At 31.7% G+C, this 26,520-nt stretch carries 24 protein-coding genes and 1 riboswitch; of the genes, 16 read left to right on the top strand and 8 right to left on the bottom strand.

The annotated features are described in order from the left end of the window. Positions 1-63 precede the first annotated feature (63 nt). The 16 genes from rfbD to BV55_RS0107285 all read left to right on the top strand — a co-directional run bounded on the left by rfbD (position 64) and on the right by BV55_RS0107285 (position 18,213). Positions 64-939 carry a dTDP-4-dehydrorhamnose reductase gene (rfbD, locus tag BV55_RS0107205; protein WP_029452152.1) on the top strand — a complete coding sequence of 292 codons (876 nt, stop codon included), beginning with the start codon at positions 64-66 and terminating at the stop codon, positions 937-939. 232 nt (positions 940-1,171) lie between these two features. After that, positions 1,172-3,010, top strand: a complete 1,839-nt coding sequence (locus BV55_RS0107210) for an NTP transferase domain-containing protein (RefSeq protein WP_029452154.1) — start codon at positions 1,172-1,174, stop codon at positions 3,008-3,010. Positions 3,011-3,042: 32 nt separating this feature from the next. After that, entirely contained in the window at positions 3,043-3,996 is a 954-nt protein-coding gene (locus BV55_RS0107215; RefSeq protein WP_035794301.1) for a DMT family transporter, read from the top strand. A gap of 253 nt (positions 3,997-4,249) precedes the next feature. Continuing rightward, positions 4,250-4,828, top strand: a complete 579-nt coding sequence (locus BV55_RS0107220; RefSeq protein WP_051652438.1) for a sigma-70 family RNA polymerase sigma factor — start codon at positions 4,250-4,252, stop codon at positions 4,826-4,828. Between the two features lie 309 nt (positions 4,829-5,137). Then, entirely contained in the window at positions 5,138-5,968 is an 831-nt protein-coding gene (locus BV55_RS0107225) for a YihY/virulence factor BrkB family protein (protein ID WP_051652439.1), read from the top strand. 111 nt (positions 5,969-6,079) lie between these two features. After that, the gene (locus BV55_RS0107230) at positions 6,080-6,265 is read left to right on the top strand and encodes a hypothetical protein (protein WP_029452161.1); all 186 of its coding nucleotides are present in this window, start codon (positions 6,080-6,082) and stop codon (positions 6,263-6,265) included. Positions 6,266-6,380: 115 nt separating this feature from the next. Next, positions 6,381-7,019 (top strand): hypothetical protein, encoded by a 639-nt coding sequence (locus BV55_RS0107235; RefSeq protein ID WP_029452162.1) that lies wholly within the window; start codon positions 6,381-6,383, stop codon positions 7,017-7,019. A 653-nt stretch (positions 7,020-7,672) separates the two neighbouring features. Beyond that, entirely contained in the window at positions 7,673-8,686 is a 1,014-nt protein-coding gene (locus tag BV55_RS0107240) for a virulence RhuM family protein (RefSeq protein WP_029452164.1), read from the top strand. A 549-nt stretch (positions 8,687-9,235) separates the two neighbouring features. Next, positions 9,236-10,996, top strand: coding sequence for an NTP transferase domain-containing protein (locus BV55_RS0107245; protein WP_029452165.1), 1,761 nt, complete (start codon positions 9,236-9,238; stop codon positions 10,994-10,996). Between the two features lie 175 nt (positions 10,997-11,171). Beyond that, on the top strand, positions 11,172-12,182 hold the full coding sequence (locus BV55_RS0107250) for a DUF4878 domain-containing protein (protein ID WP_029452166.1): 1,011 nt from the start codon (positions 11,172-11,174) through the stop codon (positions 12,180-12,182). A 151-nt stretch (positions 12,183-12,333) separates the two neighbouring features. Further along, entirely contained in the window at positions 12,334-12,531 is a 198-nt protein-coding gene (locus BV55_RS0107255) for a (2Fe-2S)-binding protein (RefSeq protein ID WP_051652440.1), read from the top strand. Positions 12,532-12,635: 104 nt separating this feature from the next. Then, entirely contained in the window at positions 12,636-13,511 is an 876-nt protein-coding gene (galU, locus tag BV55_RS0107260; RefSeq protein ID WP_029452168.1) for a UTP--glucose-1-phosphate uridylyltransferase GalU, read from the top strand. Between the two features lie 219 nt (positions 13,512-13,730). Next, on the top strand, positions 13,731-15,275 hold the full coding sequence (murJ, locus tag BV55_RS0107265) for a murein biosynthesis integral membrane protein MurJ (RefSeq protein ID WP_029452169.1): 1,545 nt from the start codon (positions 13,731-13,733) through the stop codon (positions 15,273-15,275). 54 nt (positions 15,276-15,329) lie between these two features. Then, on the top strand, positions 15,330-16,337 hold the full coding sequence (gene galE, locus BV55_RS0107270; RefSeq protein ID WP_029452170.1) for a UDP-glucose 4-epimerase GalE: 1,008 nt from the start codon (positions 15,330-15,332) through the stop codon (positions 16,335-16,337). 124 nt (positions 16,338-16,461) lie between these two features. Then, the gene (locus tag BV55_RS0107280) at positions 16,462-17,364 is read left to right on the top strand and encodes an LCP family protein (protein ID WP_051652441.1); all 903 of its coding nucleotides are present in this window, start codon (positions 16,462-16,464) and stop codon (positions 17,362-17,364) included. Positions 17,365-17,523: 159 nt separating this feature from the next. Further along, positions 17,524-18,213, top strand: coding sequence for an REP-associated tyrosine transposase (locus BV55_RS0107285; protein ID WP_242850861.1), 690 nt, complete (start codon positions 17,524-17,526; stop codon positions 18,211-18,213). A gap of 162 nt (positions 18,214-18,375) precedes the next feature. Here the strand turns inward: BV55_RS0107285 and BV55_RS0107290 are convergent, their stop codons facing one another. The 8 genes from BV55_RS0107290 to tenA all read right to left on the bottom strand — a co-directional run bounded on the left by BV55_RS0107290 (position 18,376) and on the right by tenA (position 26,264). Further along, complete coding sequence (locus BV55_RS0107290) at positions 18,376-19,209, bottom strand: PHP domain-containing protein (RefSeq protein ID WP_029452174.1); 834 nt, start codon at positions 19,207-19,209, stop codon at positions 18,376-18,378. Positions 19,210-19,227: 18 nt separating this feature from the next. Next, positions 19,228-20,625, bottom strand: coding sequence for a PTS transporter subunit EIIC (locus tag BV55_RS0107295; RefSeq protein WP_051652442.1), 1,398 nt, complete (start codon positions 20,623-20,625; stop codon positions 19,228-19,230). Positions 20,626-20,825: 200 nt separating this feature from the next. Then, on the bottom strand, positions 20,826-21,653 hold the full coding sequence (gene thiM, locus BV55_RS0107300) for a hydroxyethylthiazole kinase (RefSeq protein WP_051652443.1): 828 nt from the start codon (positions 21,651-21,653) through the stop codon (positions 20,826-20,828). 243 nt (positions 21,654-21,896) lie between these two features. Beyond that, positions 21,897-22,724 carry a hydroxyethylthiazole kinase gene (gene thiM / locus BV55_RS0107305; protein ID WP_029452178.1) on the bottom strand — a complete coding sequence of 276 codons (828 nt, stop codon included), beginning with the start codon at positions 22,722-22,724 and terminating at the stop codon, positions 21,897-21,899. A 262-nt stretch (positions 22,725-22,986) separates the two neighbouring features. Beyond that, positions 22,987-24,024: an ABC transporter substrate-binding protein gene (locus tag BV55_RS0107310; RefSeq protein WP_029452179.1), complete on the bottom strand. Its 1,038-nt coding sequence runs from the start codon at positions 24,022-24,024 to the stop codon at positions 22,987-22,989. Continuing rightward, positions 24,021-24,764: an ABC transporter permease gene (locus BV55_RS0107315; RefSeq protein ID WP_029452181.1), complete on the bottom strand. Its 744-nt coding sequence runs from the start codon at positions 24,762-24,764 to the stop codon at positions 24,021-24,023. Before BV55_RS0107315 ends, BV55_RS0107310 begins: the two co-directional genes overlap by 4 nt. Then, a complete protein-coding gene (locus BV55_RS0107320) occupies positions 24,761-25,501 on the bottom strand; it encodes an ABC transporter ATP-binding protein (RefSeq protein WP_029452182.1) in 741 nt (246 codons plus the stop codon). Before BV55_RS0107320 ends, BV55_RS0107315 begins: the two co-directional genes overlap by 4 nt. 103 nt (positions 25,502-25,604) lie before the next feature. Beyond that, positions 25,605-26,264 (bottom strand): thiaminase II, encoded by a 660-nt coding sequence (tenA, locus tag BV55_RS0107325; protein ID WP_029452183.1) that lies wholly within the window; start codon positions 26,262-26,264, stop codon positions 25,605-25,607. Between the two features lie 102 nt (positions 26,265-26,366). After that, a riboswitch (TPP riboswitch) is annotated at positions 26,367-26,477 on the bottom strand. Positions 26,478-26,520 lie beyond the last annotated feature (43 nt).

Genomic DNA, 26,520 nt, shown 5'->3' on the forward strand with positions numbered 1-26,520 from the left:
AAATTTAAAAGTTAAACTAAAACTTAATATTATAATTAAAGATATAAGGAGGAAGCAGAATATATGAAAATTTTAATAACAGGAGCAAAAGGTCAACTAGGAAGCCAAATTATTAATGTGCTTAATAAAGGCACATCGGATATTGGGAAGATAGATAGTATATATGATAAAGCTGAAATCTTTGCTTTTGATGTAGAAGACCTTGATATAACTAATTTAAACCAGTGTAAAACTGTTATAAAAGAGATAGAACCAAATTTAATAATTAACTGTGCAGCTTATACTAATGTAGATAGCTGCGAAAAACAGCAGGATTTAGCCTTTAAGATAAATTCAATTGGAGCTAGAAATCTTGCTATTGTATCAGAAATAATAGGCTCTAAACTAATACATATATCTACAGATTATGTATTTGAAGGAAATGGTACTAGCCCCTACAGAGAGTACGATATAACAAATCCTGTTAGTGTATATGGTAAGTCTAAATTATTAGGTGAAAGTTATGTAAGAGAGTTTTCTTCTAAATACTTTATCCTAAGGACTTCTTGGTTATATGGATTTAATGGTAATAACTTTGTTAAGACCATAATAAAGGCAGCTAAGGAAAAAGGTCAACTAAAAGTAGTTAATGATCAAAGAGGAAATCCTACCTATGCAGAGGATTTAGTCCATCATATACTAGCTATAGCAATGACAGAAGAGTACGGGATATATCATTGCACCGGAAGTGGAGAGTGTAGTTGGTACGACTTTGCAAAAGCTATTGTAAAATATTTAAATATAAATTGCACAGTAGACCCTATAACCTCAGAAAACTTAGACAGAGCAGCCAAAAGACCAGCTTATTCCTCCCTTGATAATATGATGTTAAGAAACACCATAGGAGACAATATGAGAGACTGGGAAGAGGCCTTGCAAATGTTCATATCAAAGATATAACCATATAAAAGACGAATAAATATATAAAAAATAGGAGCTACGCAATCGGTAGCTCCTATTTTTTATTGCTAAATAATTTAAATTAAAGCTTGTATTATTTGGACAAATATATTAAGATTGATATAGCGTTCAATAAATGAACAAATATACAACAAATAGTTCTGTAAAATAATGGGGGCACCTCAGAGGTGCCCCCAATTACTTACAATTATTAATAAGGGTGGGGAATTAAATGGATGAAGAATATTTAAGATTACTTTCTATAATAAATAATGATAAAAGTTTAAGTCAAAGAGGTCTTTCAAGTAAGGCGGATATTTCTATAGGTAAGATTAATAATATGATCAAAAATCTTATGGAAAAGGAATATGTATATGTTGAAAAGTCAGGCAAAAAGCTGTCTTACATATTAAGTGATGAGGGTATAAGCTTACTTGAAGCGAGTTTTAAAGATAATCATTTAAAAAAGATAATATTACATGAAGGGGGAAAAAAAGTGATTAAACAAGCAGTTATTTTAGCAGCGGGGGAAAGAGAAGAATTTAATATGCCAATTGGAATGTTACCACTATCAGATGAAACTATAATTGAAAGGCTTCTTAATATACTAGAGAGGAATGGAATTAAAGATACAATTATTGTGGCTGGATACAAATCTGAATATTACGAAGAACTAGCAAAAAGGAGAGGCATTAAAGTTGTAAACAATCCTAAATATAAGTGGACAGGCACCATGTCATCTTTAGCTTGTGCAAAGGACTTTATAAAGGATGATTTTCTTTTAATTGAAAGTGATTTAATATTTGAAGATAGAGTAATAGAAGAAGTGGTAAATGCAAAAAAGAGGGACTTAGTAGTAATAACTAATGAAAGTGGATCTGGAGATGAAGCTTTTGTAGAAATAAGAAGGGGCCACCTATTTAAAATGTCTAAAGACAAGCATCAGTTAAATAAAATAGATGGAGAAATGATAGGTGTAAGCAAGCTTTCTTTAGATGTGTTTAATAAGATGATGGAAGAGTTTAAGTACAATACAAATCCATATTTAAATTATGAATACTCACTTTTAGATGTTTCTAGAAATTATGATATAGGTTATTTAAAAATAGATGACATTATATGGGGTGAAGTTGATAACAAAGAGCATTATGAAAAGATGACAAAGAGAATATATCCTAGAATTAAAAGAAGAGAAGACAAAGCCACAGAAGCTAATATAAAAGCTAGCATAGTGAAAGCTTTAAACATAGATGAAAATGAAATTAGCAACATAATACCTTCAGGTGGCATGACCAATAAAAACTATAAGGTAGATATAAAAGATGAAACCTACGTTTTAAGAATAGCTGGTGCAGGCACTGAGGATATGATAAATAGAATAGAAGAAAAGAGAAATTCTATATTAGCATCTAGCCTAAACATAGACACAGAAATTCTTTGCCTAGACGAAGTTTCAGGACTTAAGATAGCTAAATTTATAAGAAATGCAGAAACTCTTACAGGAGAAAGTTCAAAAAAAGAAGAAAATATGAAGCTTACAACAGCCATATTGAAAAAGCTTCACACATCAGGACTAAAATTTGAAAATACCTTTGATGTATTCGAAAAAATAGAACTTTACGAAAAGTTATTAGAAAAGGCACAGGGTAAAAACTTTGAAGACTACTATGAAGTAAAAGAAAAGGTTATGAAACTTCAAACTATGTTAGAAGACTTAGATGTAGAGCTTTTAGCATCTCATAATGATACAGTACCAGAAAACTTTGTAAAAAATGAAGAAAGAATATATCTTATTGACTGGGAATATAGCGGAATGAATGACCCAATGTGGGATCTTGCTGCTCACTCTTTAGAATGTAACTTTTCTAAAAAAGATGAAGAGTTATTTTTAAATATATACTTTGATGGTGAGCCAGAGGAAAAGTTCAAAAAAAGAGTGCTTATATATCAAATATGCCAAGACTTCCTATGGGCTACTTGGACTAATATTAAAGAAGCTAAAGGTGACGATTTTGGAAGCTATGGTATAGACAGATACAATAGAGCAAAGAAAAACTTAGAACTTATTTAAATATTTAAGAGATAAAGAGGGGGAGAATCCTATTGGATATTAATAAAAGGTCTTCTAAAAAAGGAACGGGCTACGGTTTAATTTCTGGTATAACCTGGGGAGTAGATACAGTTTTAATAGGGGTTATACTATCTATGTCAAACTTTATATCTACAGACAAAACAATACTTTTAGCTCCTTTCATAAGTACATTTTTACATGATTTATTTTCAGCTGTATGGATCACATTGTACCATGTTTTCAAGGGGGAATTTAGAAATGTACTTAAAGCATTAAATACTAGAAGCGGTAAGTTCATAATGCTAGGAGCACTGCTTGGAGGACCCTTAGGTATGACCTGTTATATGCTAAGTGTAAAGTATATAGGACCTTCCTATGCAGCATCTATAACCTCCATATATCCAGCCATTGGAGCCTTCTTTGCCTTTGTATTTTTAAAAGAAGAGCTAGGAAAAAGGGAATGGATTGGTATAATCTTAAGTATCACAGGAGTAATAGTCCTAGGATATCAGCCCTCAGAGTTTAATACTGGAGGTGGGTTTTTAATAGGAATATTATTTGCCATGGGAACCGTTCTTGGATGGGGACTTGAAAGTGTTATCTGCGCCTATGGAATGAAAGAAGATGTAACGGCAGAAGAGGCTTTAAATATAAGGCAGCTTACATCAGCTATATTTTATGGGATTATAATACTTCCAATAGTAGGCGGCGCCGTAATGGCCTTTGATATTATGTTAAGCCCAGTAGCTATATGGCTTATAATAACAGCCTTAGTTGGGACTACATCTTATATGTTTTATTACAAAGCAATAAGTACCATAGGTGCAGCAAAAAGTACCTCGCTAAATATCACTTACGCTATATGGGCAATAATAATACAAGTTATATTCTTTAAATCACCAGTGAATGCACAACTTATATTAGGCTGTCTAATAACATTCACAGGAACAGTACTAGTTTCAGGAATAAGCAAATCAAAAGAATAATATGGGTAACTTTAAGAGGGTAGGCATATATTATGTATGTTTACCTTTTTTGTTTTCTTTTACCAAAGTTAAGATGCGAACACACTGTCGAAATATAAGAGAAAAAGTCTATGGAAATATATTGCAAATAAACTTCAATACTTATATACTATATTTACAGAAAGAACTTAAGTTCAAAAACATCTTAGTAACCAAATCTTTTAATTCCACAAAAACCAAAGTAAAAAATCTAAAATATGAGGAGGAAAAGTAAATGGAAAAGGAAATGGAAGAAATAATTAAAAGAGCTAAAGACGGAGATGAAGAGGCTAAAACATCTTTATTAGAGAAGTATACACCCCTAGTGTATAGCTTATCTAGAAACATCTATATTAAAGGTTACGATGCTGAGGACCTAGTTCAAGAAGGATTTAACTCCATACTTAAAGCTATCACAAAATATGATCCAGAAAAAGGCGTAGAATTCGGATATTATTTAAAACAATCTATTAAGTTTAATTATTATTACATTATAAGGCAAAAGTCAAGGGCCAATTTTGAGACAAGCCTAAATAAAAAATCAAAAGAAGGCGTGGAGTATATAAATACTATAGAAGATGAGTTTAACTTAGAAGATAATATAATAGGAAAAGAAGAGATGGAAAACCTTTTTCAGGCTTTAGAGATATTAAAGAAAGAAGAAAGAGAACTTATAGACATGGTATTTTCAAAAGGTTACGGTGGAATAAAAAGTTATGCAAAGCTTAAAGGACTTAATTATTCACTAGTTTCTAAAAGAAAAGATAGGATAATAGAAAAACTAAGACAAGAAATGCTAAAATGCATAGACTAATAAACTAACCTAAATCACAATATATAAAAAAGGCAGCATTTATATTAAAAATATATAGTGGAAAGAAATTATGTAAACTAATTAAATTATATAAATAGGCAAGAAAAATTAAAAACCTTGTGGAACCTCATAGGCCACAAGGTTTTTAATTTTAAACAGTAGTAATGTTGTCTAATAAAAGCCATTAATTAAGAAACCATCCACTTCTATAATAGGTTATATTTGAAATATACTTAAATAGAATATATAATAAAGAAAGGTTATAAAAGAAAGGGGTGGAATGAACTGAAAAAAGTTTTAGGATATCATGTGGACGCTAGAATATTATTTTTTGGACTTATAAAAAAATTTAAGGAAGATGAGATAGTAGCCCTATCATCTCAACTTGCATATAGTCTTGTTTTATCATTCTTTCCTTTCCTTATATTTTTACTTACTATGATTGGATTTTTGTCCTTAGACAGTGTTCAAGTATTAAAGGCTCTAGAAGCATTTTTACCTGTAAGCGTTTATGATTTAGTTTCAAGCATAGTGCTAGACATTGTAGAATCACAAAATGGTAGCCTACTATCTTTAAGTTTGATCTTAAGTATTTGGAGTGCCTCAGCAGGATTTAGCGCTGTAATAAAAGGTCTAAACAAAGCCTACGACGAAAATGAAACAAGAGGGTTCATTAAAGTGAAATTAATATCCATATTATTTACCATAACCATTGTAGCAATAATTATAATTAATCTTATTCTTTTAGTATTTGGTGGTGTAATAAGAGGCTTTTTATTAAAATATGATTACTTTAGTCCAAGTTTTATAACTTGGGTCTGGGGAGTGCTTAAGTATATAATAATAATATTTACAACTAACTTTCTATTTGCTGTTCTTTATAGATATACTCCAGCTAGAAGGCTTACATGGAAAGAGGTAATTCCAGGAGCTATATTTACAACTATAAGCTGGATTGGAGTATCATTAGGATTTTCCTACTATGTTAATAATTTCAATAATTTTTCCAGATTTTATGGAAGTATAGGGGCAGTTATAGTTCTAATGACCTGGGTATTTTTAAGTTCTATCATAATCCTTCTTGGAGGAGAGATAAATGCCTTAATTGCATTAATGGAAGAGAAAAGTAAAATCAATTAGCAATTAAGAATTAACAATTAACAACTAGCACTTAAAATGGATCGGAATTATTTCCGATCTTTTTTTGTGGTGAGCTTACCTTTTGAAGAGAAGAGCTTCTATTTTTATTTAATGAATAATCGAAAAACTAACCAGTGTGGTAGATATAAATTTCCACTTAAGTTTGCTGAATCTGAGCTTAGCCTGAGTAATGAGAAGATAAAAGATTTGATTAAAAGGTTCGAGGATTATGGAAAGGTTATTTATGATGAAAAGACAGAAGAGATGATTATAGTGGACTTTCATAGATACCAGTAGTAGTTAGATAAAAACAACTCAAGGAAGTACCTTATAGGTTTTATAATAAGGAAATAGGACAGGCTAATTTACTTTATGGTAAAATGTTATTAAATTATAAATAGCGAGGTGCGAAATGTATTGGTTAAAACAAAGCATAAAATTATTTTTCTATGCTGAAAAAAAAGAAATTTGCTCCTTTTTTTTCGGGGTACTAGTTTTATTAGTGGGGTTTCGTTTAAATGCTCCTAAGTTAGAAGCTGAATATACAATAATTATTTTAACTATTGTAACTATGGCCTGCAGATACAATTTTGTTGCAGATTATATAGCTAAATCTGATATGGACAATTTATGTAAAAAGGGTAAAGTAGTTTCGTATATTGTAAGTAAAAATGTATTTTCAATTACGTTAACATTTTCTATAGTATTTATTAGTTCAGTTATTTATTTTTTCATTAGAAAAACAAATTTAGCGGTTGATTATTATATAACATTATTAAATTTAGGTGTATGTACAGTAGCATTAAATAATTTAATATTAATTTTTCATAATAAACCATCAGAATTAAGATCAAATGACTATAAGATGGTTAAAAATGTAGAGTTAGGATTTAAAGATTTACTAGAATCATTACCATCTTTAATAATTGTTTTTTTAATTTATTATTTTAATAAATATTGCTACAATGTTTATATTTATCAAGGTATAGTTATTTGGATACTTTCAATAATTATGTTAGATATAAAGTTAAAATCTTTAATCAATATATAGCTCTTCCGGGCCCCTAAATGATTAAAGAGTGAAAGTATTTCATTAGAGTGAATTTTAATGAAATGCCTTTTTATTATGCCACGTGAGAGTGATTTTATGAAAATAAATATAGGTTGCAACAATAAAAGCTTCCAAAACAGGCTATAGAAAATGTAAACATACGTACTGCGTAAATTAAAATGTATCTATAGTAATATTGTGTATGGAAATACTTTAAAGCGATGAATGTTAATAATAAAAAACACCCAAAATATTTGAAATTACAATGTCGATTTAGCAAGTGATTCCAGCAAAGCATCTCCTCACAAGGAACCCAGGGTAGAATAAAATGGAAAACTGGCTTAAACAGAAATATTAGCAATCGCAAAGAAGAACTTATCCAGGGGCGTAGCAGCCGTCATCTCCCACATTGAAGAGGATGGGTGTGTTACGGATGGTAGCCATCGGATAAATGAAAAGCCTTGAATTACAAGGCTTTTAAGAGAAAACATGATTGAATGGTGAGGGCGAAGTGAGAATGGTATTTGGACAAGACAAGCTATGAGGCTTTAGTGTGATTATAATAAGCGAAGTAAGTGTGTAGTATACCAAAACACTTAATGTTATAATACAATAAATACAATGAAAAGCTAATTTGAAAAGAGGGTATTATAATGGAAAGTATTAATCAATTTGTTCTCTATACAGCTGAAGATGGTGATGTAAAATTAAAATTATATTTAGAAGATGATACACTGTGGCTATCTCAAAAGTTGATAGGAGAATTATTTGAAGTTGAAGCACATACTATAAATTATCACATAAAAGAAATTTATAAAAGCGAAGAGCTTGATGAAATACCAACTACTCGAAATTTTCGAGTAGTTCAAAAAGAAGGAAACAGAGACGTTGCAAGAGATATTGTTTTTTATAATTTAGATATGATTATAGCAGTTGGATATAGAGTTAATTCAAGGAGAGCAACTCAGTTTAGAATATGGGCAACAAAGGTTTTGAAGGAATATATCGTCAAAGGGTTTGCTTTAGATGATGAAAGATTAAAGCAAAGTGAGAGAGTATTTGGAAATGACTATTTCAAGGAACTTCTGGAAAGAATTCGTTCTATACGTGCAAGTGAGAGAAGGATATATCAACAAATTACTGATATATTTGCTGAATGTAGTATTGATTATGACCCTAAATCTGAAGTTACAAAAGCGTTTTATGCTACAGTCCAAAATAAATTCCATTATGCAATAACTGGTAAAACGGCTGCTGAAATTATTTATTATAAAGCAAATAAAAATGAGCCTCATATGGGGTTATCAACATGGAAAAATAGTCCGCAAGGAAGAATTCTAGTTTCTGATGTGAAAATAGCGAAAAATTATTTGACGGAGAAAGAAATAAAAAAATTGGAAAGAGCAATATCGGCTTTCTTTGATTATATTGAAAATGTTATTGATAATAGGGAAACATTCACAATGGAGCAATTTGCAAATAGTGTGGCTAAATTTCTAGAATTCAATGAATATAAAATACTTGCATATAATGGTACAATTTCAAAAGCACAAGCAGATAAAAAAGCAGTAGAAGAATATAACGAATACAATAAAATGCAACCAATACAATCTGATTTTGATAAGTATGTTAAAAAATATTTGGGTACAGTTAATAATGAAAAATAATGAAAGAGTATATCCAATATTTTGTACTAACATCAACTGCTCGAAAAATTCGAGTAGTTTAAAAACAAAAGGTTGTATAAGGAACCCAAGGTAGAATAAAATGGAAAACTGCGCTTAAGCAGAAATATTAGCAATCGCAAATAGCAAAAGGGTAACTTCGTCTCCATCTAACACCTCAAGGTCCAGAAAATTACCAGAGATAAGCATTTCATTAGAGTAAAATTTAATGAAATGCTTTTTTAATGAATTTTCAGATTAAAAATGAGAGCAAATAGTTAAATATCTTTATAATTGTAGCAAGTGAGTCCAGCAAAGCATGTCCTCACAAGGAACCCAGGGTAGAATAAAATGGAAAACTGCGGTGGGGAGGGCAATACTTATATTAAGATGGATCCGAGTAATAGTAGTACTTATCCTAAGACATTAACACTAAAGATTTTAAATTTCACATAAATAGGTATATAATATATAATGAAAATTAAATTAGTTAAATACACGAAGTTATATTAATTAGATACGAATAAATATATTAATAAGGGGTGTACTCCAATGACAAAAGAACAATTTTCAATTTTATATACACTATTTAAAAATCATATAAAATCCGAGGAAGAACTATCAAGACTTTGTGATTTATCTTTAGAAAATATAGATAAAGATTTAAAGATTTTAGAGGATAAGATGTTTGTTCAGGATTATTCACTAACAAAGATTGGTATCATAGAGCTTGATAAGCATAAGGTAGATAATGCTGTGATAATGGCTGCGGGACTTTCTTCAAGGTTTGCGCCTTTGTCTTATGAGTATCCTAAGGGGTTATTAGAGGTTAAGGAAGAAAGGCTTATTGAAAGGCAAATAAAGCAACTAAGAGAAGCTGGAATTGATGAAATAATTGTAGTTGTAGGATATATGAAAGAGAAGTTTTTCTATTTAGAGGATAAATATAATGTGAAGATTTTAATAAATAATGATTATTATAAACGTAACAATAATTCTACTTTGTATGTAGCTCAAAAGTATTTAAAGAATTCCTACATATGTTCTAGTGATAATTATTTTGCGGAAAATGTTTTTGAGTCTCATGTTTATGATTCTTATTATGCTGCAATGTTTAGTAAAGAATATACAGATGAATATTGTATAAAAAATGATTCAAAGGGAAGAATAACAAATGTTACTGTGGCTGGTGAAAATCAGTGGTTCATGATTGGCCATGTTTATTTTTCTAAAGAGTTTTCTAAAAGGTTCTTAGATATTCTTTTAGCAGAATATAATGAACCGGGCCTCGATAAAATGCTTTGGGAAGATATTTATATTAAACATATAGATAAACTAGATATGTACATAAGAAAGTATGAAGAGGGCACAATATTTGAATTTGATACCTTAGAGGATTTAAGAAAGTTTGATTCAAAATATATAAATAACACAGAGTCAAAAATATTAAAAAACATCTGCAAAGTACTTAAATGTAGTGAAGCTGACATTAAAAACATTGCACCTATTAACAAGGGACTCACAAACACCTCTTTTCTTTTTGAATGTAAGGGTAAAAGATATGTTTATAGACATCCAGGCGCTGGCACAGAGGAGATTATTAATAGAGCAAGTGAAGCAAAGTCACAAAACTTAGCAAAAGAATTAGGCATTGATAACACCTTGATTTACATAAGCGAGGATGAAGGTTGGAAGATCTCTCACTACATGGATAACTCCATAGATTTTGATTATCATAATATGGAGGATGTAAAGAAGGGCTTAGCTTTAGTTAGAAAGATACATGATGCGAATGTTGTATCAAAATGGGATTTTAATATATATGAAGAGGCAGAAAAGCTTATTATGTTAACAGGTAAGAATAATTCTTCAACTTTCGAGGACTTTGAAGAGCTAAGGACTTCCATTACTAAACTATACGATCTTGTTGAAAGTGATGGTATTCAAAAAAGGATATGTCATAATGATTGTTATGCTCCAAACTTCCTTACAGATGGAAAGACTATGTATTTAATTGATTGGGAGTATTCCGGAAACTCTGATCCAGCTAGCGATTTAGGTACCTTCATCTGTTGCTCCGATTACACCAAAGAAGAAGCTATGGAAGTACTAAAGATCTATTTTGGAAGAGATTTAACAGATATAGAAATGAGACATTATCTAGCCTACGTTGCAATCTCAGGATATTACTGGTTTGTATGGGCACTTTATAAAGAGAGTGTTGGAGAAATAGTTGGAGAGTACTTATACATATGGTATAAGTATACCAAGACCTATAGCAAGATAGCATTGGAACTTTATAAAGCTTTATAAATAGAGGATTTTATAAAAAAAATAAATTTTAAGTATTAACTACCAAATTTAGAGATAGATTTGGTAGTTTTTTTGCAGATGAATATTTTGATTAATATTGAAATATATTGTAAAATGATGGTGGGGAATAAATAGATAGTGTTAACACTATCTATAAATTTAAGGGAGAATAATTATGAAAAAACTTAAAAAGATAACCTCCATTGCACTAATTTTGATATTAGCCATTGGAGTATATGGGTGTGGTAGTAAATCACCATCTAATACTATGAAAAGTTATTTAGAAGAAATTAAAACAGGTAAAAGTGGTGATCTTAATAAGTTATTTGATGAAAGAAAAGAAACAGAAGAAAAAAAAGAAGGAGATATATCAGAAGAAAACAGTCAAAAATTAGTGGATGCTATGAAAAAAATATCTTATACTATAAATTCTGAAAAAATAGATGGTGATGCTGCTACCGTAAATGTAAAAGTTAATGGCCCGGATATAGCTGCGGCAATGTTAGATTATATCCAACAAGTATTTTCAAATGGATTAACACAAGCTTTTTCTACTAATAAATTAACAGAAGAACAATCAAAGAATATGGATGATGATATATTATCTAAGTGTATTGATAATATTAAATATACTGATAGAACAGAAGATGTTTCATTAATTAAAAAAGATGGTCAATGGGAAGTAGTTACTAATGATGCATTAATGACTTTATTAATTAATATAAAAAGTTCTTCTTTAAATTCAAATATTGCCACTGATGAAAAATTCAAAGCTGAAGTTAAAGAGATAACATTAAATGAACCATTTAATGTTCAAACTGACAATGGTAACTATATTCTTACTATAGAAGGGGCTAGAGTCACAGAAAAAAGAAATGAATTTTCAGATATAGAAGCTAAAATGGTGGTTATATTAGATTATACCTATTCAAATATTAGCTTTGGTGAAAGTTTGGGACAAGACTTATATATTGATGAATATGCATTTCAAGTATTAGATGATGAGGGAAATGTTCTTGGTTATTATCCAGTATATGACGATAACAGAACACCAAAAGAAGTTCCTGTAGGGGGGAAATGTAAATCAAGTGTTACATTTGGAGTGCCTACAGAAAGCGTAAACTTAAACGTAACATTTATTAGAGGATCAGAAAAGGTCGGTAAAATAGTAGTTCCAATAAAATAATATACCCTATATTCAAATAAGTTACAATTAGAATCTGTATAAGGTCAAGATGCTATTATTGTCTTTACCATAAAGTAGAGGTACAATATATTAATAAAGGAATAAGGTATACATAATTTTGAGACTTACTTTAACTAATATGGAGGGTACTATGAGTAATACGGAAAATGTGGAAAAGCCAAATGATTCAACTAAGTTGGAATATGTTTGTTATTGCAACAAAGTAACTGAACAAGATATAGATAAGGCAATAATAGAAAAAGGAGCAACTTCCGTTAAAGAGGTAATTAAGATTACAGGGGCTATGGTAAATGGCAATTGTAAGGTTAATAATCCAAAGGGCACATGATGTTATTCTGATATAGTTGAAGTTTTCAACAAATATAAGAAGTAAAATAAATAAGGTAACAAAAATATTATTATATATATGATTTAACAGTTAAAGAGAGGAAGATGATGATGAAAGTACGTAAAGCAATAATACCTGCAGCAGGACTTGGTACTAGATTCTTACCTGCTACAAAGGCTCAACCAAAGGAAATGCTACCTATAGTAGATAAGCCAACACTTCAATACATAATAGAAGAGGCTGTAGACTCAGGTATAGAAGAAATTTTAATTATCACAGGAAGAAATAAAACCTCAATAGAAAATCATTTCGATAAATCCGTAGAACTAGAGCTTGAACTTGAGAAAAAGGGAAAGACTGATTTATTAGAAGAGGTAAGAAAAATTTCTGATATGGTAAATATTCACTACATTAGACAAAAGGAACCTAAGGGTTTAGGTCATGCTATATATTGTGCAAAAAGCTTTATAGGAAATGAACCTTTTGCAGTTCTTCTTGGAGATGACATAGTTTATAATGAAGAAAAGCCTTGTTTAAAGCAGATGATCGAGGTTTATGATAAGTATGAAACAAGTATACTAGGAGTTCAAGAAGTAGATAAAAAAGATGTAAATAAATATGGAATAGTAGATGGAAGTATTATAGAAGATAGAGTATATAATGTAAAGGATTTAGTAGAAAAGCCTTCGGTAGATTGTGCACCGTCAAATGTAGCTATATTAGGTAGATACATAATAAATCCATCAATATTTGAAATACTAGAACATACAAAGGCTGGAAAAGGGGGAGAAATTCAGCTTACAGATGCCTTAAAAGAGCTTGCCAAGAAGGAAAATATGTATGGTTATAATTTCATAGGCAGAAGATATGATGTAGGAGACAAACAAGGCTTCTTAGAAGCAACTGTTGAGTACGCGCTTAGAAGAGATGACCTAAAGGATGATTTCCTTAAATATTTAACTAATATTATTAAAAAATAGATGGAAAAAATTCAACTTATATCATCTAAAAATAGATGAAAAAATTCAACTGATATCATTTAAAAATAGATGAAAAAATTTAGTTGGACGATGTGGGCAAATAGAAGTATAATGGAAATAAAAGCTGAGTAGGGTAAGTATTTTGCCCTACTTAATTTATTATTTTATATAGATATATTATTGTAGATATATGTATATATGAAGGTTAATGGAGGAATTATGGGAAAGAATAAGGTAGTTAAATCTGCTAGTATAGTAATAATAATAACGATTTTAAGTAAGATTGTGGGATTTTTAAGGGATACGTTAATAGCTAAGGCCTTTGGTACTACTTTTCAAACGGATGCCTATAACATGGCAATTACTATACCAAACATGCTTTTTGGTATATTCGGACTTGCTATAACTACCACTTTTATACCTATATTAATTGAAACCTATAGGGATAAGGGAAAGCGGGATATGTTTGACTTTGCTAATAATGTAATGAATATACTCTTTTGTGTTTCCATTGTGTTATGTGCCCTAGGATGGGTTTTTGCACCTGCATTGGTGCGAGTAATAGCTCCAAAATTTGTTGGAAAGACTTACGATTTAACCGTAGCTCTTACTAGAATTAGTGTTATTAATATATTATTTATGTCTATGAATAGTGGATATGTGGCTATACTTCAGACATTAGAAGACTTTACAGCACCAGCACTAGTTGGCTTTATGATGAATTTACCTATAATAGGATACATATTAATGGGTAATGTTTCCATTGAAGGTCTTATGGTAGTCACTGTAATAGGTGGCGCTATGCAAGTTCTAGTTCAACTTCCGTGGCTAATTAAACATAAATATAAATATAAGTTTTTTATTAATTTTAAAGATAAAAGAATAAAGAAGATGTTAACACTTATATTACCTATACTTATAGGAGCTAGTGTGAATCAAATTAATGCTTTGGTAGATAAAACTATAGGCTCTGGTCTTCCAGAGGGTAGCATATCAGCTATGAATTTTGCAGGTAAGGTGAATAACCTTGTGTATTCTATATTTGGAGCTGCTATAGTTACTGTTATGTATCCTACATTTGCAAGTGAAGCTAATGAAGGAAATATGAAAAAGTTTAAGATGTACATAAGTAAGTCTATAAATAATATAAATTTAATAATGATACCAGCAACAGTTGGGATTATAGTATTAAGTACTCCTGTGGTTAAGTTTGTATTTGAAAGAGGGGAATTTAACCAAAGTTCAGTGGAGATGACATCTATTGCTCTTACATTTTATTCTTTAGGGGTTATATTTTACGGCATGAGGGATATATTAAACAGAGCATTTTATTCCCTTCAAGATACTAGAACGCCTATGATTAATGGTGTTATAGGTGTGGTTATTAATATAGTGCTAAATTTAATTTTAGTACAGTTTATGGGTATAGGTGGACTAGCCCTTTCTACTTCTATATCAGCCTTTGTTTGTGCTATGCTTTTAATGTATAGCTTAAGAAAGAAATTAGGTAACTTTAATGGGAGGATAATACTTTCAAGTTCTATTAAGATAATTATTTCTTCGCTTGTTATGGGGCTAGTGGCTAAATTTTCTTATGGATTCTTCATCTTAAGAATTGGAGAGATATCTTCACTATTTGCTACTATACTAATTAGTGCTACAATATATGTTATAATGATTACTCTTTTACGAGTTAAAGAATTCTTTGATGCGCTAAAGTTAATTAAAAGAAAACTAGATGGAAGACAGAAAAATGCAGTTTAAAATGTTGAATTTTGCGTAAAAGTTATTTTTAAATAAAAGTAGGGTGGTGTTTATATGTCTATACTAATTACTGGAGGGGCAGGATATATTGGAAGTCACACTTCTGTGGAGCTATTAAATGCAGGGTATGACATTGTAATAGTAGATAATTTTTCTAATAGTAAGCCTGAGGTTTTAAATCGTATAGAGGAATTAACAGGAAAAGGGTTTAAATTTTATGAGGTGGATGTTTTAGATAAGGATGCTCTAAGTCAGGTATTTTCTGAAAATAATGTTGAGGCTGTTATACATTTTGCGGGGCTTAAGTCTGTAGGGGAATCTGTAGCAATGCCTATAAATTATTATTATAACAATATTACAGGAAACTTGATTCTTGCTGAAGTTATGGCAAAACACAATGTAAAGAAAATAGTATTTAGTTCATCAGCAACGGTTTATGGAATGAATAATATTTCACCTTTAACAGAGGATTTACCGCTTAGCACAACTAATCCTTATGGAAGTACTAAGCTTATGGGTGAGCAAATATTTCAAGATATATATGTGTCTGACAATGAATGGAGTATTGCCCTTCTTAGATATTTCAATCCTATAGGTGCACATGAAAGTGGTAGAATTGGAGAGGATCCAAAAGGGATACCTAATAATATAATGCCATATATTACTCAAGTAGCTGTAGGTAAGAGGGAAAAGTTAAACATCTTTGGTGATGACTATGATACTCATGATGGCACAGGGGTAAGGGATTATATCCATGTAGTTGACCTTGCAAAAGGGCATTTAAAGGCAGTAGAGAAGATTATGGGGACTAAGGGTGTAAAGATCTATAACCTTGGTACAGGCATAGGATATAGTGTTTTAGACCTGGTTAAAAACTTTGAAGAAGCAACAGGGGTTAAAGTACCTTATGTTATAACAAAGAGAAGACCAGGGGATATAGCTGCATGCTTCTCAGATCCTACAAAAGCTCTTAAAGAGCTAAACTGGAAAACAGAAAAGACACTTAAAGATATGTGCAAAGACTCCTGGACATGGCAATCAAATAACCCAAAAGGTTATTGAATCCAGATCAATATATGGAAGAAAATGTATCCACCTCTGAGGTCCTCCCTTTTAATGGGAGCACCTCAGAGGTGGATACATTAATTGTAAAATACATAAAATTTAAGGATAAGGTGTGAAAGTTATGGGGAAGTCTAAAGGAAAATCTCAAAAGGGTAAGATAATATTAGGTATATTTGCTATACTTTTTATTGTTATTTTTGTTCTTTATAAAAGTACTAATAAGATGAAGTATAAGGATATTAAATTGCCAGATAGTGAGCTTGGAATAAATGAAGAAATGATTACTAAAGAAAAGGACAAAAATATAACTAATATACTTTTACTTGGTGTAGATGATGAAGAAGATGCATCTGATTCAATGATGGTTCTTTCTATGGACAAGAGCAAAGGAAGTTTAAAGGTAACATCTATTATGAGGGATAGCTACATATTTTTTGGTGATGATAAGGTAAATAAGATAAATTATGCTTATCATTATGGTGGTCCAGAACTTTCTATAAAGACCGTAAATGAAAATTATGATTTAGATATAAGAGATTATGTAAAGGTTGACTTTGATGGACTTGATAATATTATCGATGGTTTAGGTGGAATTGAAATGGATATAACATCTGAAGAAGTACCTCTTATAAAAGGTCTTAAAAAACATGGTAAGCAAACCCTCACAGGATCTCAAGCTGTTGATTATTCTAGGATCAGAAAAGTAGGCACTAATGATTATGGTAGAACAGATAGGCAAAGAAAAGTTATGCAAGAGATACTTGGAAAACTAAGTGGTATGTCAGTAACTCAGTATCCTAAGCTAATATCTAGTTTTAGTGAATATGTTGAAACTAGCATTAGCACCACAGAACTTTTAGGCATGGCTTCAAAGGCGTCAGGTTTTAAGAATAGTAGTATGGAAGAACTTAGAATTCCTATAGATGGAACGCATAAGGATGAATATATCGACGATATATTTTATCTTAAATGGGAAAGGGAAGAAAACGTTAAAGAAATTCATAACTTTATTTATGGTGAGTAGATAAATGTAGGAAGTTACTGGAAGCACCTCTGAGGTACACCCATTATATGGGAGCACCTCTGGGGTGCTTCCTTTATTTGGTTTAAAATTGCATTATTTTTCTTTAATCTGTCAATAATTATGGATAAGAACAGTTAAGAAAAATGAAGAGGTGATGAAATGCCAGAACCAAAAAGAGTGTGGGTTCCTGATAGTAGTTATCATATAACCACTAGAGGGAATCGTAAAAGTGATATTTTTAAAGATTCAGCTGATTATAGTATGTATTTATTATTAATAAAGGATTGTTTAAATTATTATGAGGAGTTTTCTTATGAGATTATCTGCTATTGCTTAATGACAAATCATGTTCATTTAATTGTAAAGACAAATGAAAAGGAAGCATCGACCTTTATGAGAAGGCTCAATTCCATGTATGCTAAGTATTTTAACAAAAAATATGATTATAGAGGACATTTATATCAAGACAGATATTTTTCTAATTTAATACAAACGAAGGTTAAGTTATTAGAGATAAGCAGGTATATACACTTAAATCCTGTTAGAGCTAATATGGTTAGGTGTCCGGAAGATTATAAATACTCGTCTTATTCTATGTACATAGGAAATAAAGAGGAAAGGTTAATAAATAGCGATGCTGTATTAAGTAATAATATTTTGTTGAATGATAGCAAATTTTTTGAGGAAGGCAAAGATAATGAAGTAATTGAAGATATTGAAGCCGCTAAAGGTATCGGAAGTGATAGAGATGATGGAAGTGATAGAGGTGGTGGAAGTGTTGTAGGTGGCAGAAACGTTAAGTATAGAATGGAATATAAAGCTTTTGTAGAAAAGGCTTTAAGCAGGTAGTAAATTCTTTTAAGAAGGTTATGGAATTAACTGTAAGCACCCCAGAGGTGCAGCCATTAAAAGGAAGTACCCCAGAGGTGCAACCATAATATGGAATAGTCTCTGGGGTATAAATTTAAATTTCATTTAATATTATTTGATTTTGCTTAATCTTGATTGATTTTATTTGATTGTCATTAAGTTGTGGTATACAAAGTCTGGAACATTCATTCCTGACAGTGGTGTTCCTTTTTTGTTGTATAGTCCGTGGTAGTCGGAACCACCAGTTATTATGAGATTGTTTTTTGATACTACGTCTTCAAGTTCATCCTTGATTTCTTGGGTTATTGAAGGATGATAAATTTCTATACCATCTATAAGATTACTATTTATGAGCTCGTAGTATAAATCTTCATTTTTATTTTTTATTTTGATTGGATGAGCTAAAACTGCTATACCTTTGTTTCTTTTTATAAGATTTATGGTGCTTTCAAAATCATTATATTTAAATTCATCTGGCACATAGCAGATCCCATCTGGTCCAAAATACCTTTTTAGGCTAGTCATTATGTCTTTAGCGTCTAAGTAGCCAAAGTTAGCTAAAGTTTTGAGTAGTTTTGCTCTATATAAGGGGCCACCTTGACTTTGCCTCAAATATTCATCTTCTGGTATATCTATTCCGTTTGCCCTAAGTATTTTTATTTGTTTTTTTGATCTTTCATCAAAATAATTTAAAAGATTTGATGAGTAATTATAAAGCTCTTTAGAATCTTTATCTATATGATATCCTAATACATGGAGTTTTACTCCCTTTTCAACAGCTGTAAATTCAGCGGCTGGTATACACGGAATATTATATTTTTCACTTAGCTGTTTTTCTAAATTTAGCCCAAGGGTAGTGTCATGGTCTGTAATTGCAATAGCATTTAAATTAAGCTCCTTGCCTTTTATAAATATATCTTCCATTGTTGAACTACCGTCTGAAAATGTAGAATGTAAGTGAAAATCAAAGTTCATAAATATCACTTCCTAATATTAAATTTTCATTATTTCACTTAAAGGATTATCCATTGAAGATTCTACTCCATCTGGCATGTCGTCCCATTTTGTGAAATAAGTTAATAAAAATCCTCCAACGTATGCTAGGAGTGTTCCTATAATATAGTGTATCACACTGCCAGCTGGAATTAAAAGCATAAGAGGAAGTCCTGAAAGGCCTATACCTGTAGATGCAACGTTCATCATAGCAACGTAAGCTCCACCAAAGGCAGAACCAAGACAAGCTGTTATAAAGGGTTTACCTAAAGGAAGAGTAACACCAAACATTAATGGTTCTCCAACTCCAAGAAGTCCTACAGGTAGGGCACTTGCTATAACAGTTTTAAGTTTCTTATTTTTAGTTTTTAGATATACTGCAACACAAGCACCAATTTGTCCAGCTCCTGCCATGGCAAGTATAGGTCTTAATAAATCAAGGCCTGAATCTTTTAATAAGCTTACTTCAACTGGGGTAAGTGCTCTATGAAGTCCTGTCATTACAAGGGGTAGGAAGGTAGCTGATAAAATAGCACCAGTTACGAATTTACCACGTTCGATTAATGTATTTACGATCCAAGTTAAGTTGTTAGATAAAAATTCTCCAAGTGGATGGAATATGTATAGACTTCCAACACCTATAATTAATAATACAAGTGTAGGGGTAACCATTAAATCTATAGCTGAAGGCATAACTTTTCTTAGCCTTTTCTCAAGTTTAGCACCTAAAGTACAGGCTATTAAAACAGCTATAACACCACCAGCTTCTGGAACTAGGGCTTTGTTATTTATAATTATTTTACTAAGACCTGGGGCACTTAAAATACCTGCTATAGCTCCACCTAAGGTTGGGCTTCCACCAAATTCTTTAGCAGTATTCATACCTATCATAATATTCATATAAGTAAATACTGACTTACCTATAAGATATAAGATATTAAAACTATTACCACCTATTAAACCAAGGTTTTGTAATACTTTGGCTACTCCATAAATAACACCGCAACCAACAAATCCAGGAATTAAAGGTATAAATATATTAGAAATCTTCCTTAAAAATAGTTTAAATGGTGTAGAGTTCTTTATTTTTAATTCTTCTTTTCTTAAGCTAGCTTCATCAACTTGTCCTACATCCATATTAGTTAAAGCTGAAAACACAGTGACTACTTTGTTAACATTACCAGGACCTAATATGATTTGTAACTGACCAGCTTGCTCTACAAGTCCAAGAACGCCTTCTATATTTTTAATAGCTTCTTTATTAACCAGTGAGTTATCGTTTACAGTTAGTCTTAATCTAGTCATACAATAAGCTATAGATGCGATGTTCTCTTTCCCGCCACAATATCGTAAGATGTTCGTCGAAATAATTTTAGCGTCAAATTTTACTTTGGCCATGAAAATCCCCCCTTATGTAATTAAGTTTTAATAAAATTCCGGTGGAGTGAAAATATATTTAACCCCACGAATATTATAAAACCTAAGGTACAAGTTGTCAACGAATATAATAACAATTAATTGGAAGCACCTCTGGGGTGCATCCATAAAAAGGATGCACCCCAGAGGTGCTTCCTTTATTTGGTTCTATAATGAGGCTTTTATAGATTTTTTATAGTTAGTCTTGCATACTCTTCTAGTTCTTGGGGGGTAATGTTTGATAGAGCATCGTGTAAGTATAGTTTAAAGCTTCTATTTCCATCTTCCACTTTTAATCTTTTTTCAGCTATTTCTCCTGAGATGCCCATTAATAGTATTCCAAGGACGGTACTTAAAAGATAGTCATCACTATGGCCACTAAAGGTTGTGATTAGTGCGCCGGTGCTAGAGCCTGTACCTACTACTTTTTGGAGACGTGGTGTACCGTTTTTAATTTTTACTAGGGTTTTGCCGTCGGTTATTATATCTTCTTTACCTGTCATGGCTACTATCATATTTCTTTCTTTTGCAAGTTTTATGCAGCATTCTTCACCATCTGATTCATCTTCAAAGGAGTCTATACCTTTAGCCTTGGCTTCATAGCCTAGAATAGTTTTGATTTCACCTAAATTCCCTTTTAATATGGAAATGTGGACCTCGTCTAATACTCTTTTGATAGCTTCACCTCTAAAGGGGCTTGCTGATATTGCGGCAGGATCTAGCATAACAGGAACATTAAACTTATTAGCGGACTTGCCTATGTTCACCATAATATCTAGGTACTGACGGGTTATTGTTCCAAAGTTAAACATTACAGCATTTACTCCAGCGTGAGGGATTAGGTTATGAGACTCTACAATATCATCTGTAAGCACAGGGGAACCACCGGCATAAACGCAGCAGTCTACAAGGTCTAACACTGTAACATAGTTTGTCATAAATGTAATTAGGGGTTTATCCTCTGTATATTTTTTATTTAATAAGCTTTTTAAACTCTCTATGAGTTCCAAAATATCACCTCAATTATAGCTGAGGTAATTTTATTTGCATTATTACCTCAGCTGATTATTTAAATATATCTATTTATTTGTTCTAGAATAATTTATCCAATCACTACTATCTCTAATACTCTCATCCCACTTTGGGAAGGCCACTATCACTAAATCATAGATTCAAGATGTCTGATTTTCTTTCAAAGTAGTAGTAAAGATCTAATCTAAAGCAAAGGACTTGCTTGATAATTTACTTTAGAGCTATTTAATAATTTTCATGTTAGCCTTGGCTTTTATTTTATCTTCATTGTCCACTATAGTAGATAATACATCTATTAAGTTAACTTTAAACTTATAGTGTCCTTCATCTTCCTTTGTAATTTCACTTGCAAGCTCACCAGCTACTCCCATAAGCATTATAGCTGTAGAAGCTGCTAATACGTAATCATTAGTAGCACCACAATAGGTAGCAACCATAGCACCTAGAATACAGCCAGTTCCTATAACCTTTGGAAGCCTGTCCGTACCATTTTCAATAACAACTATTCTTTCACCGTCCGTTATTATATCCTTTGGACCAGTCATTGCAACTACTAAGTTTCTTTTTCTTGCAAGGTTTATACAAAATTCTTCTGCACCCTCAGGGTTTTCATTAGAATCAACACCTTTTGAGTTTGTTTTAAGACCAAGGCAAGCTTTAATTTCACCAAGGTTTCCCTTTATTACAGAAACATTAAGTTCATCAAGCATTCTTTGAATAATTATAGTTCTAAAAGGTGTAATGCTAGTTGCTACAGGATCTATTACTATAGGAATTCCTCTTTCAGTAGCCCTTTTACCAGCTTCCATCATACCGTGAAACTGCTTTTCTGTTATAGTTCCTATGTTAAATATTAATGCATCTACATTACCGTATTCTACCACATCAGCAGCATCTATAGAATCATCTGTCATCACAGGGCTACCTCCAATGTAAGATGTTACACTAGTAGCATCATTCGCAGTAACATAGTTTACCGCAAAATCCACAAGGGGGTTTTTCTCCTTTGTAAGTCTAATTAGGTCTATTGATTTATCTATATAGTTCATATGAAAATCTCCTTTATTTAATGTATTGAAATTAAATACTTATAGCATAGAGGTATAACCATATCCATATAAAGTTATAAATACATAAGTATATAAATAAATTTCAAAGCATAATATCAAAATCGATGCAGATAATATTTCTCACATCACTATTGATAATGATAATAAATATCAATGACTTTGTCAATAAGGAGATGATACACTGGAATACTATCCATATTATGGGTGCACCTCTGAGGTGCATCCTTTTTATGGTAGCTATTTATTCATCTAAGTTAACGTAAAAATCTTCTGCATTTACTTCTTTTGTGAGTAGGCCTTTTTCTTGTAGCCACTTGATATTGTCTTCCCAAACCTTTTTATCTTGATGCAGGAAAGGGGAGGTGCCTGTCTCCATTATTGGGAGGAGTATGTCCATGCTTTCTTTTTCCACGGATTTAATAAGTGGAAAGTTGTCTGCTTCTTGATGGTCTAGTAGTATTTGTAGTGATTTGTCTGGATTTTCTTTCATGAATTTGAAGCCTTTTTTAGATGCTTTCATGAATTTTTTAAGAGTTTCTGGCTTTTCTTTTAATGTCTCATCGCTGGTTACGAATATTTCTTCGTAGTAGTTTGGTACTCCATAATCTGCAGGACTAAGGTAATTTATTTCATGTCCTTCGTGTCTTAAAACAGGCACTTCATGGTTTATAAGGCCTCCTGTTGTTGCATCTACATTTTTAGTTATCATAGAAGATAATAGTTCAAAACCTACATCAATTATTTTTACTGAGTCAGGATCTCCCCCGTCTTCTTTTACCATAGCCTTAACGTATTCTGTATTTAATGGGTTCCCGGAAAATCCCACAGTTTTGCCTGAAAGGTCTTTTGGCGAATTTATCCCTTTTTCTTTTAGTGAAATAATAACATTTAACGGAGTTTTAACTATGGATCCTATGGATTTGACCTTTACATTTTCATTAGATCTAGCAATTACTACATCTGGTTGATAATAAATTCCTATTGTTGCCTTTCCAGCTGCAGGTAGGGCTAGGGAATCTGTAGGATTTGATGGAAATTTAACGTTTACTTTTAAGCCTTCTTCTTCATAGTAGCCATTTTCTATAGCGGCGTAGATAAAGGCGTGGATAGCGTTTGGATACCAATCAAGAACTAAATCAACTTCCTCTAAGTTTTCATCAGCAGCTTTGGCAGGGTTTTTCTTAGATGAATCATCCACATTATTTGAATCTTTTACAGAACATGCAGTGAAAAATATACTGCATAAAAGTAATAGAGATATGTATTTTAGTTTTTTCATATTTCATTCCTCCAGTTTATAATTTTATTTTCTAGTATGTTAATTATTGCTACAAGAATCACTGCAGCTAGAGATAGAACTAATATAGGGGCGAAAACTCCTGCGCCATCTAGCTGTGTCATCATTCTTTTGCTGAAATATCCAAGGCCAGACTGTGCACCTAGCCATTCACTTATAGCAGCTCCTATAACACTTATTGGAACAGCTATTTTTAGTGAAGAAAAAAAGTAGGGTAGGGCATAGGGAAATTTTAGTTTTATAAATATATCTTTTTTGCTAGCACCATAGGTTACTAAAAGTTCTTCCATATCTGTTCTTGTAGAACGCAGGCCGTCGTAAACATTAACGGTTATAGGAAAAAAGGTAATTAGTGTTGTTACTATAACCTTACTCCAAATGCTATACCCAAACCAAAGCACAAAAATAGGGGCAAGGGCAGTAACCGGAATAGTTTGAGTTACTACCATTATTGGGTATATGGCCCTTTCAACTTTTTCGTTTAAGCTCATGGCTATGGCTAGGGATACACCAAGGATTATGGATATAAAAAGTCCTATCAAAGTTACAGATAATGTAGCTGGAAGATGGACTAAAAAAAGAACTTTTCTTAATTTAAAGGTTTTTTCTATTATTTTAGTAGGGGAGGGGAGTATGTACATTGCATTTATATATCTTGCAATTCCTTCCCAAATAAGTAGTAGGATAAAGCTCAATAGTATGGATGATTTATATTTTTTCATAATGAAATCCTCTGTTTTAATTCATTAATTAAGTCTTCTTTTATGGCTAATATTTTAGGGTCATTTAGCATGTGCCTGTTTCTAGGGTAAGGTAGTGGCACTTCTATTTCCTTTAATTTAGATATAGGTTTTTCAGACACAACAAAAACTTTATTCGACAAGAACAGTGCTTCTTCTACATCATGGGTTATGAATAATATGGTTTTGTGAAATGTTGTCCACTGATCTAAAAGCCATTCTTGTAAGGAAATTTTAGTTATAGCATCTAGGGCGCTAAAGGGCTCATCCAAAATTAAGATTTCTGATCCTGTAAGAAGTGTTCTTATAAATGACACCCTTTGCCTCATGCCACCAGATAAATCTCTTGGATATTTATTTTTGTAATTTTCAAGACCAAAGGTATTTAAATATTCCTCAGCCTTACCTTTATTCTGTTTGTTTATTTCTAAAGGCAAAGCAGCATTTTCTAAGATAGTCCTCCAAGGAAGTAAAGAGTCCTTTTGAGGCATGTAACCAATGTAACCATCCATAGTATTAATATTTTCTCCATTAATAAAAACACTGCCCTTTAGAGGTTTTTCTAATTTAGAGATTAATCTAAAGATAGTGCTTTTTCCACAGCCACTAGCACCAACAATGCTAACAAAATCACCACTATTTATCTTAAAACTTAAATCTTCAATAATAAGATCAGATTGGTTTTCGTACTTAAAGCTTACGTTACAAAAATCAAGCATATAAAACTACATCTCCTTACATTTATTACCTCCACCTCTTACCTCCACCTCTGAGGTGCAGCCAGTTTTTACCTGCACCTCAGAGGTGCATCCATTTATTGGGTTAGGATTCTTTGTTGTATGACATGTCCCAAAACATATATTCATACTTACTTGTGGTTATGAATATTTCAGTTAATTTATTTAGGTCTTTAGCGTTCATATCTTTTGAGAGGCTGTCCACTAAATCTATAATCCACTGAGTAGCTTCTTCGTATTCTTTTGAAATATAGCCTCTTACCCATTCACCGTAAAATTCATTTTCTGTGGCTCCAGGAATTTTGCTTAAGTGTTTACCTATTTCAAGATAACTCCACATACAAGATAAAAGAGAGGTGGAAAGCTCGGCTAAACTTCCTACGTGTGAAACTGATAGCATGTAATGAGTGTAGGAAAGATTAGTTAAGGACTGCTTTGTGTTTCTAATTTCTTCTTTTGTTATGCCAAGTCTTTTCATATAAGACCTGTGTATGCTCATCTCTCCATTTAATATATTATCTACCATGCTAGAGAATCCTTGCATTACCTCTTCAGTATCTGCCTTAACTACACCTAAAGCGTAAATCTTTGCATAATCTAAAAGGTAAAGATAATCTTGAATCATATAAAATTTGAATTTATCTAAATCTAAGGTTCCATCACCTATACCTTTTATAAAAGGGTGGCTATAATAGGATGTCCAAATTTCCTCAACGTTTTCATAAAGATTTTCTGTAAATCTCATTTTATCTCCTCCTAAGTGCATATTTTAGAAACAAAAAAGTGCCAACCTCTAAGAGATCGGCACTGATATTTCTAAATATTGCTAAGTAACAGCAAATACTTTAAGTAAATACAAAGCCTCTCCCTACGCTGGCATTAACCAGATCAGGTTAGAAAGGTCTAAGAATCAAGTTCTTAATCTCAGCCAGCAACACCGGCCCCCTTGGACTATTATAAATTATATTCTATTTTACAATGTAATAATACTATAGAGATTG

The organism is Clostridium algidicarnis, assembly GCF_000703125.1.
In the GTDB taxonomy this organism is placed as follows: domain Bacteria; phylum Bacillota; class Clostridia; order Clostridiales; family Clostridiaceae; genus Clostridium_L; species Clostridium_L algidicarnis.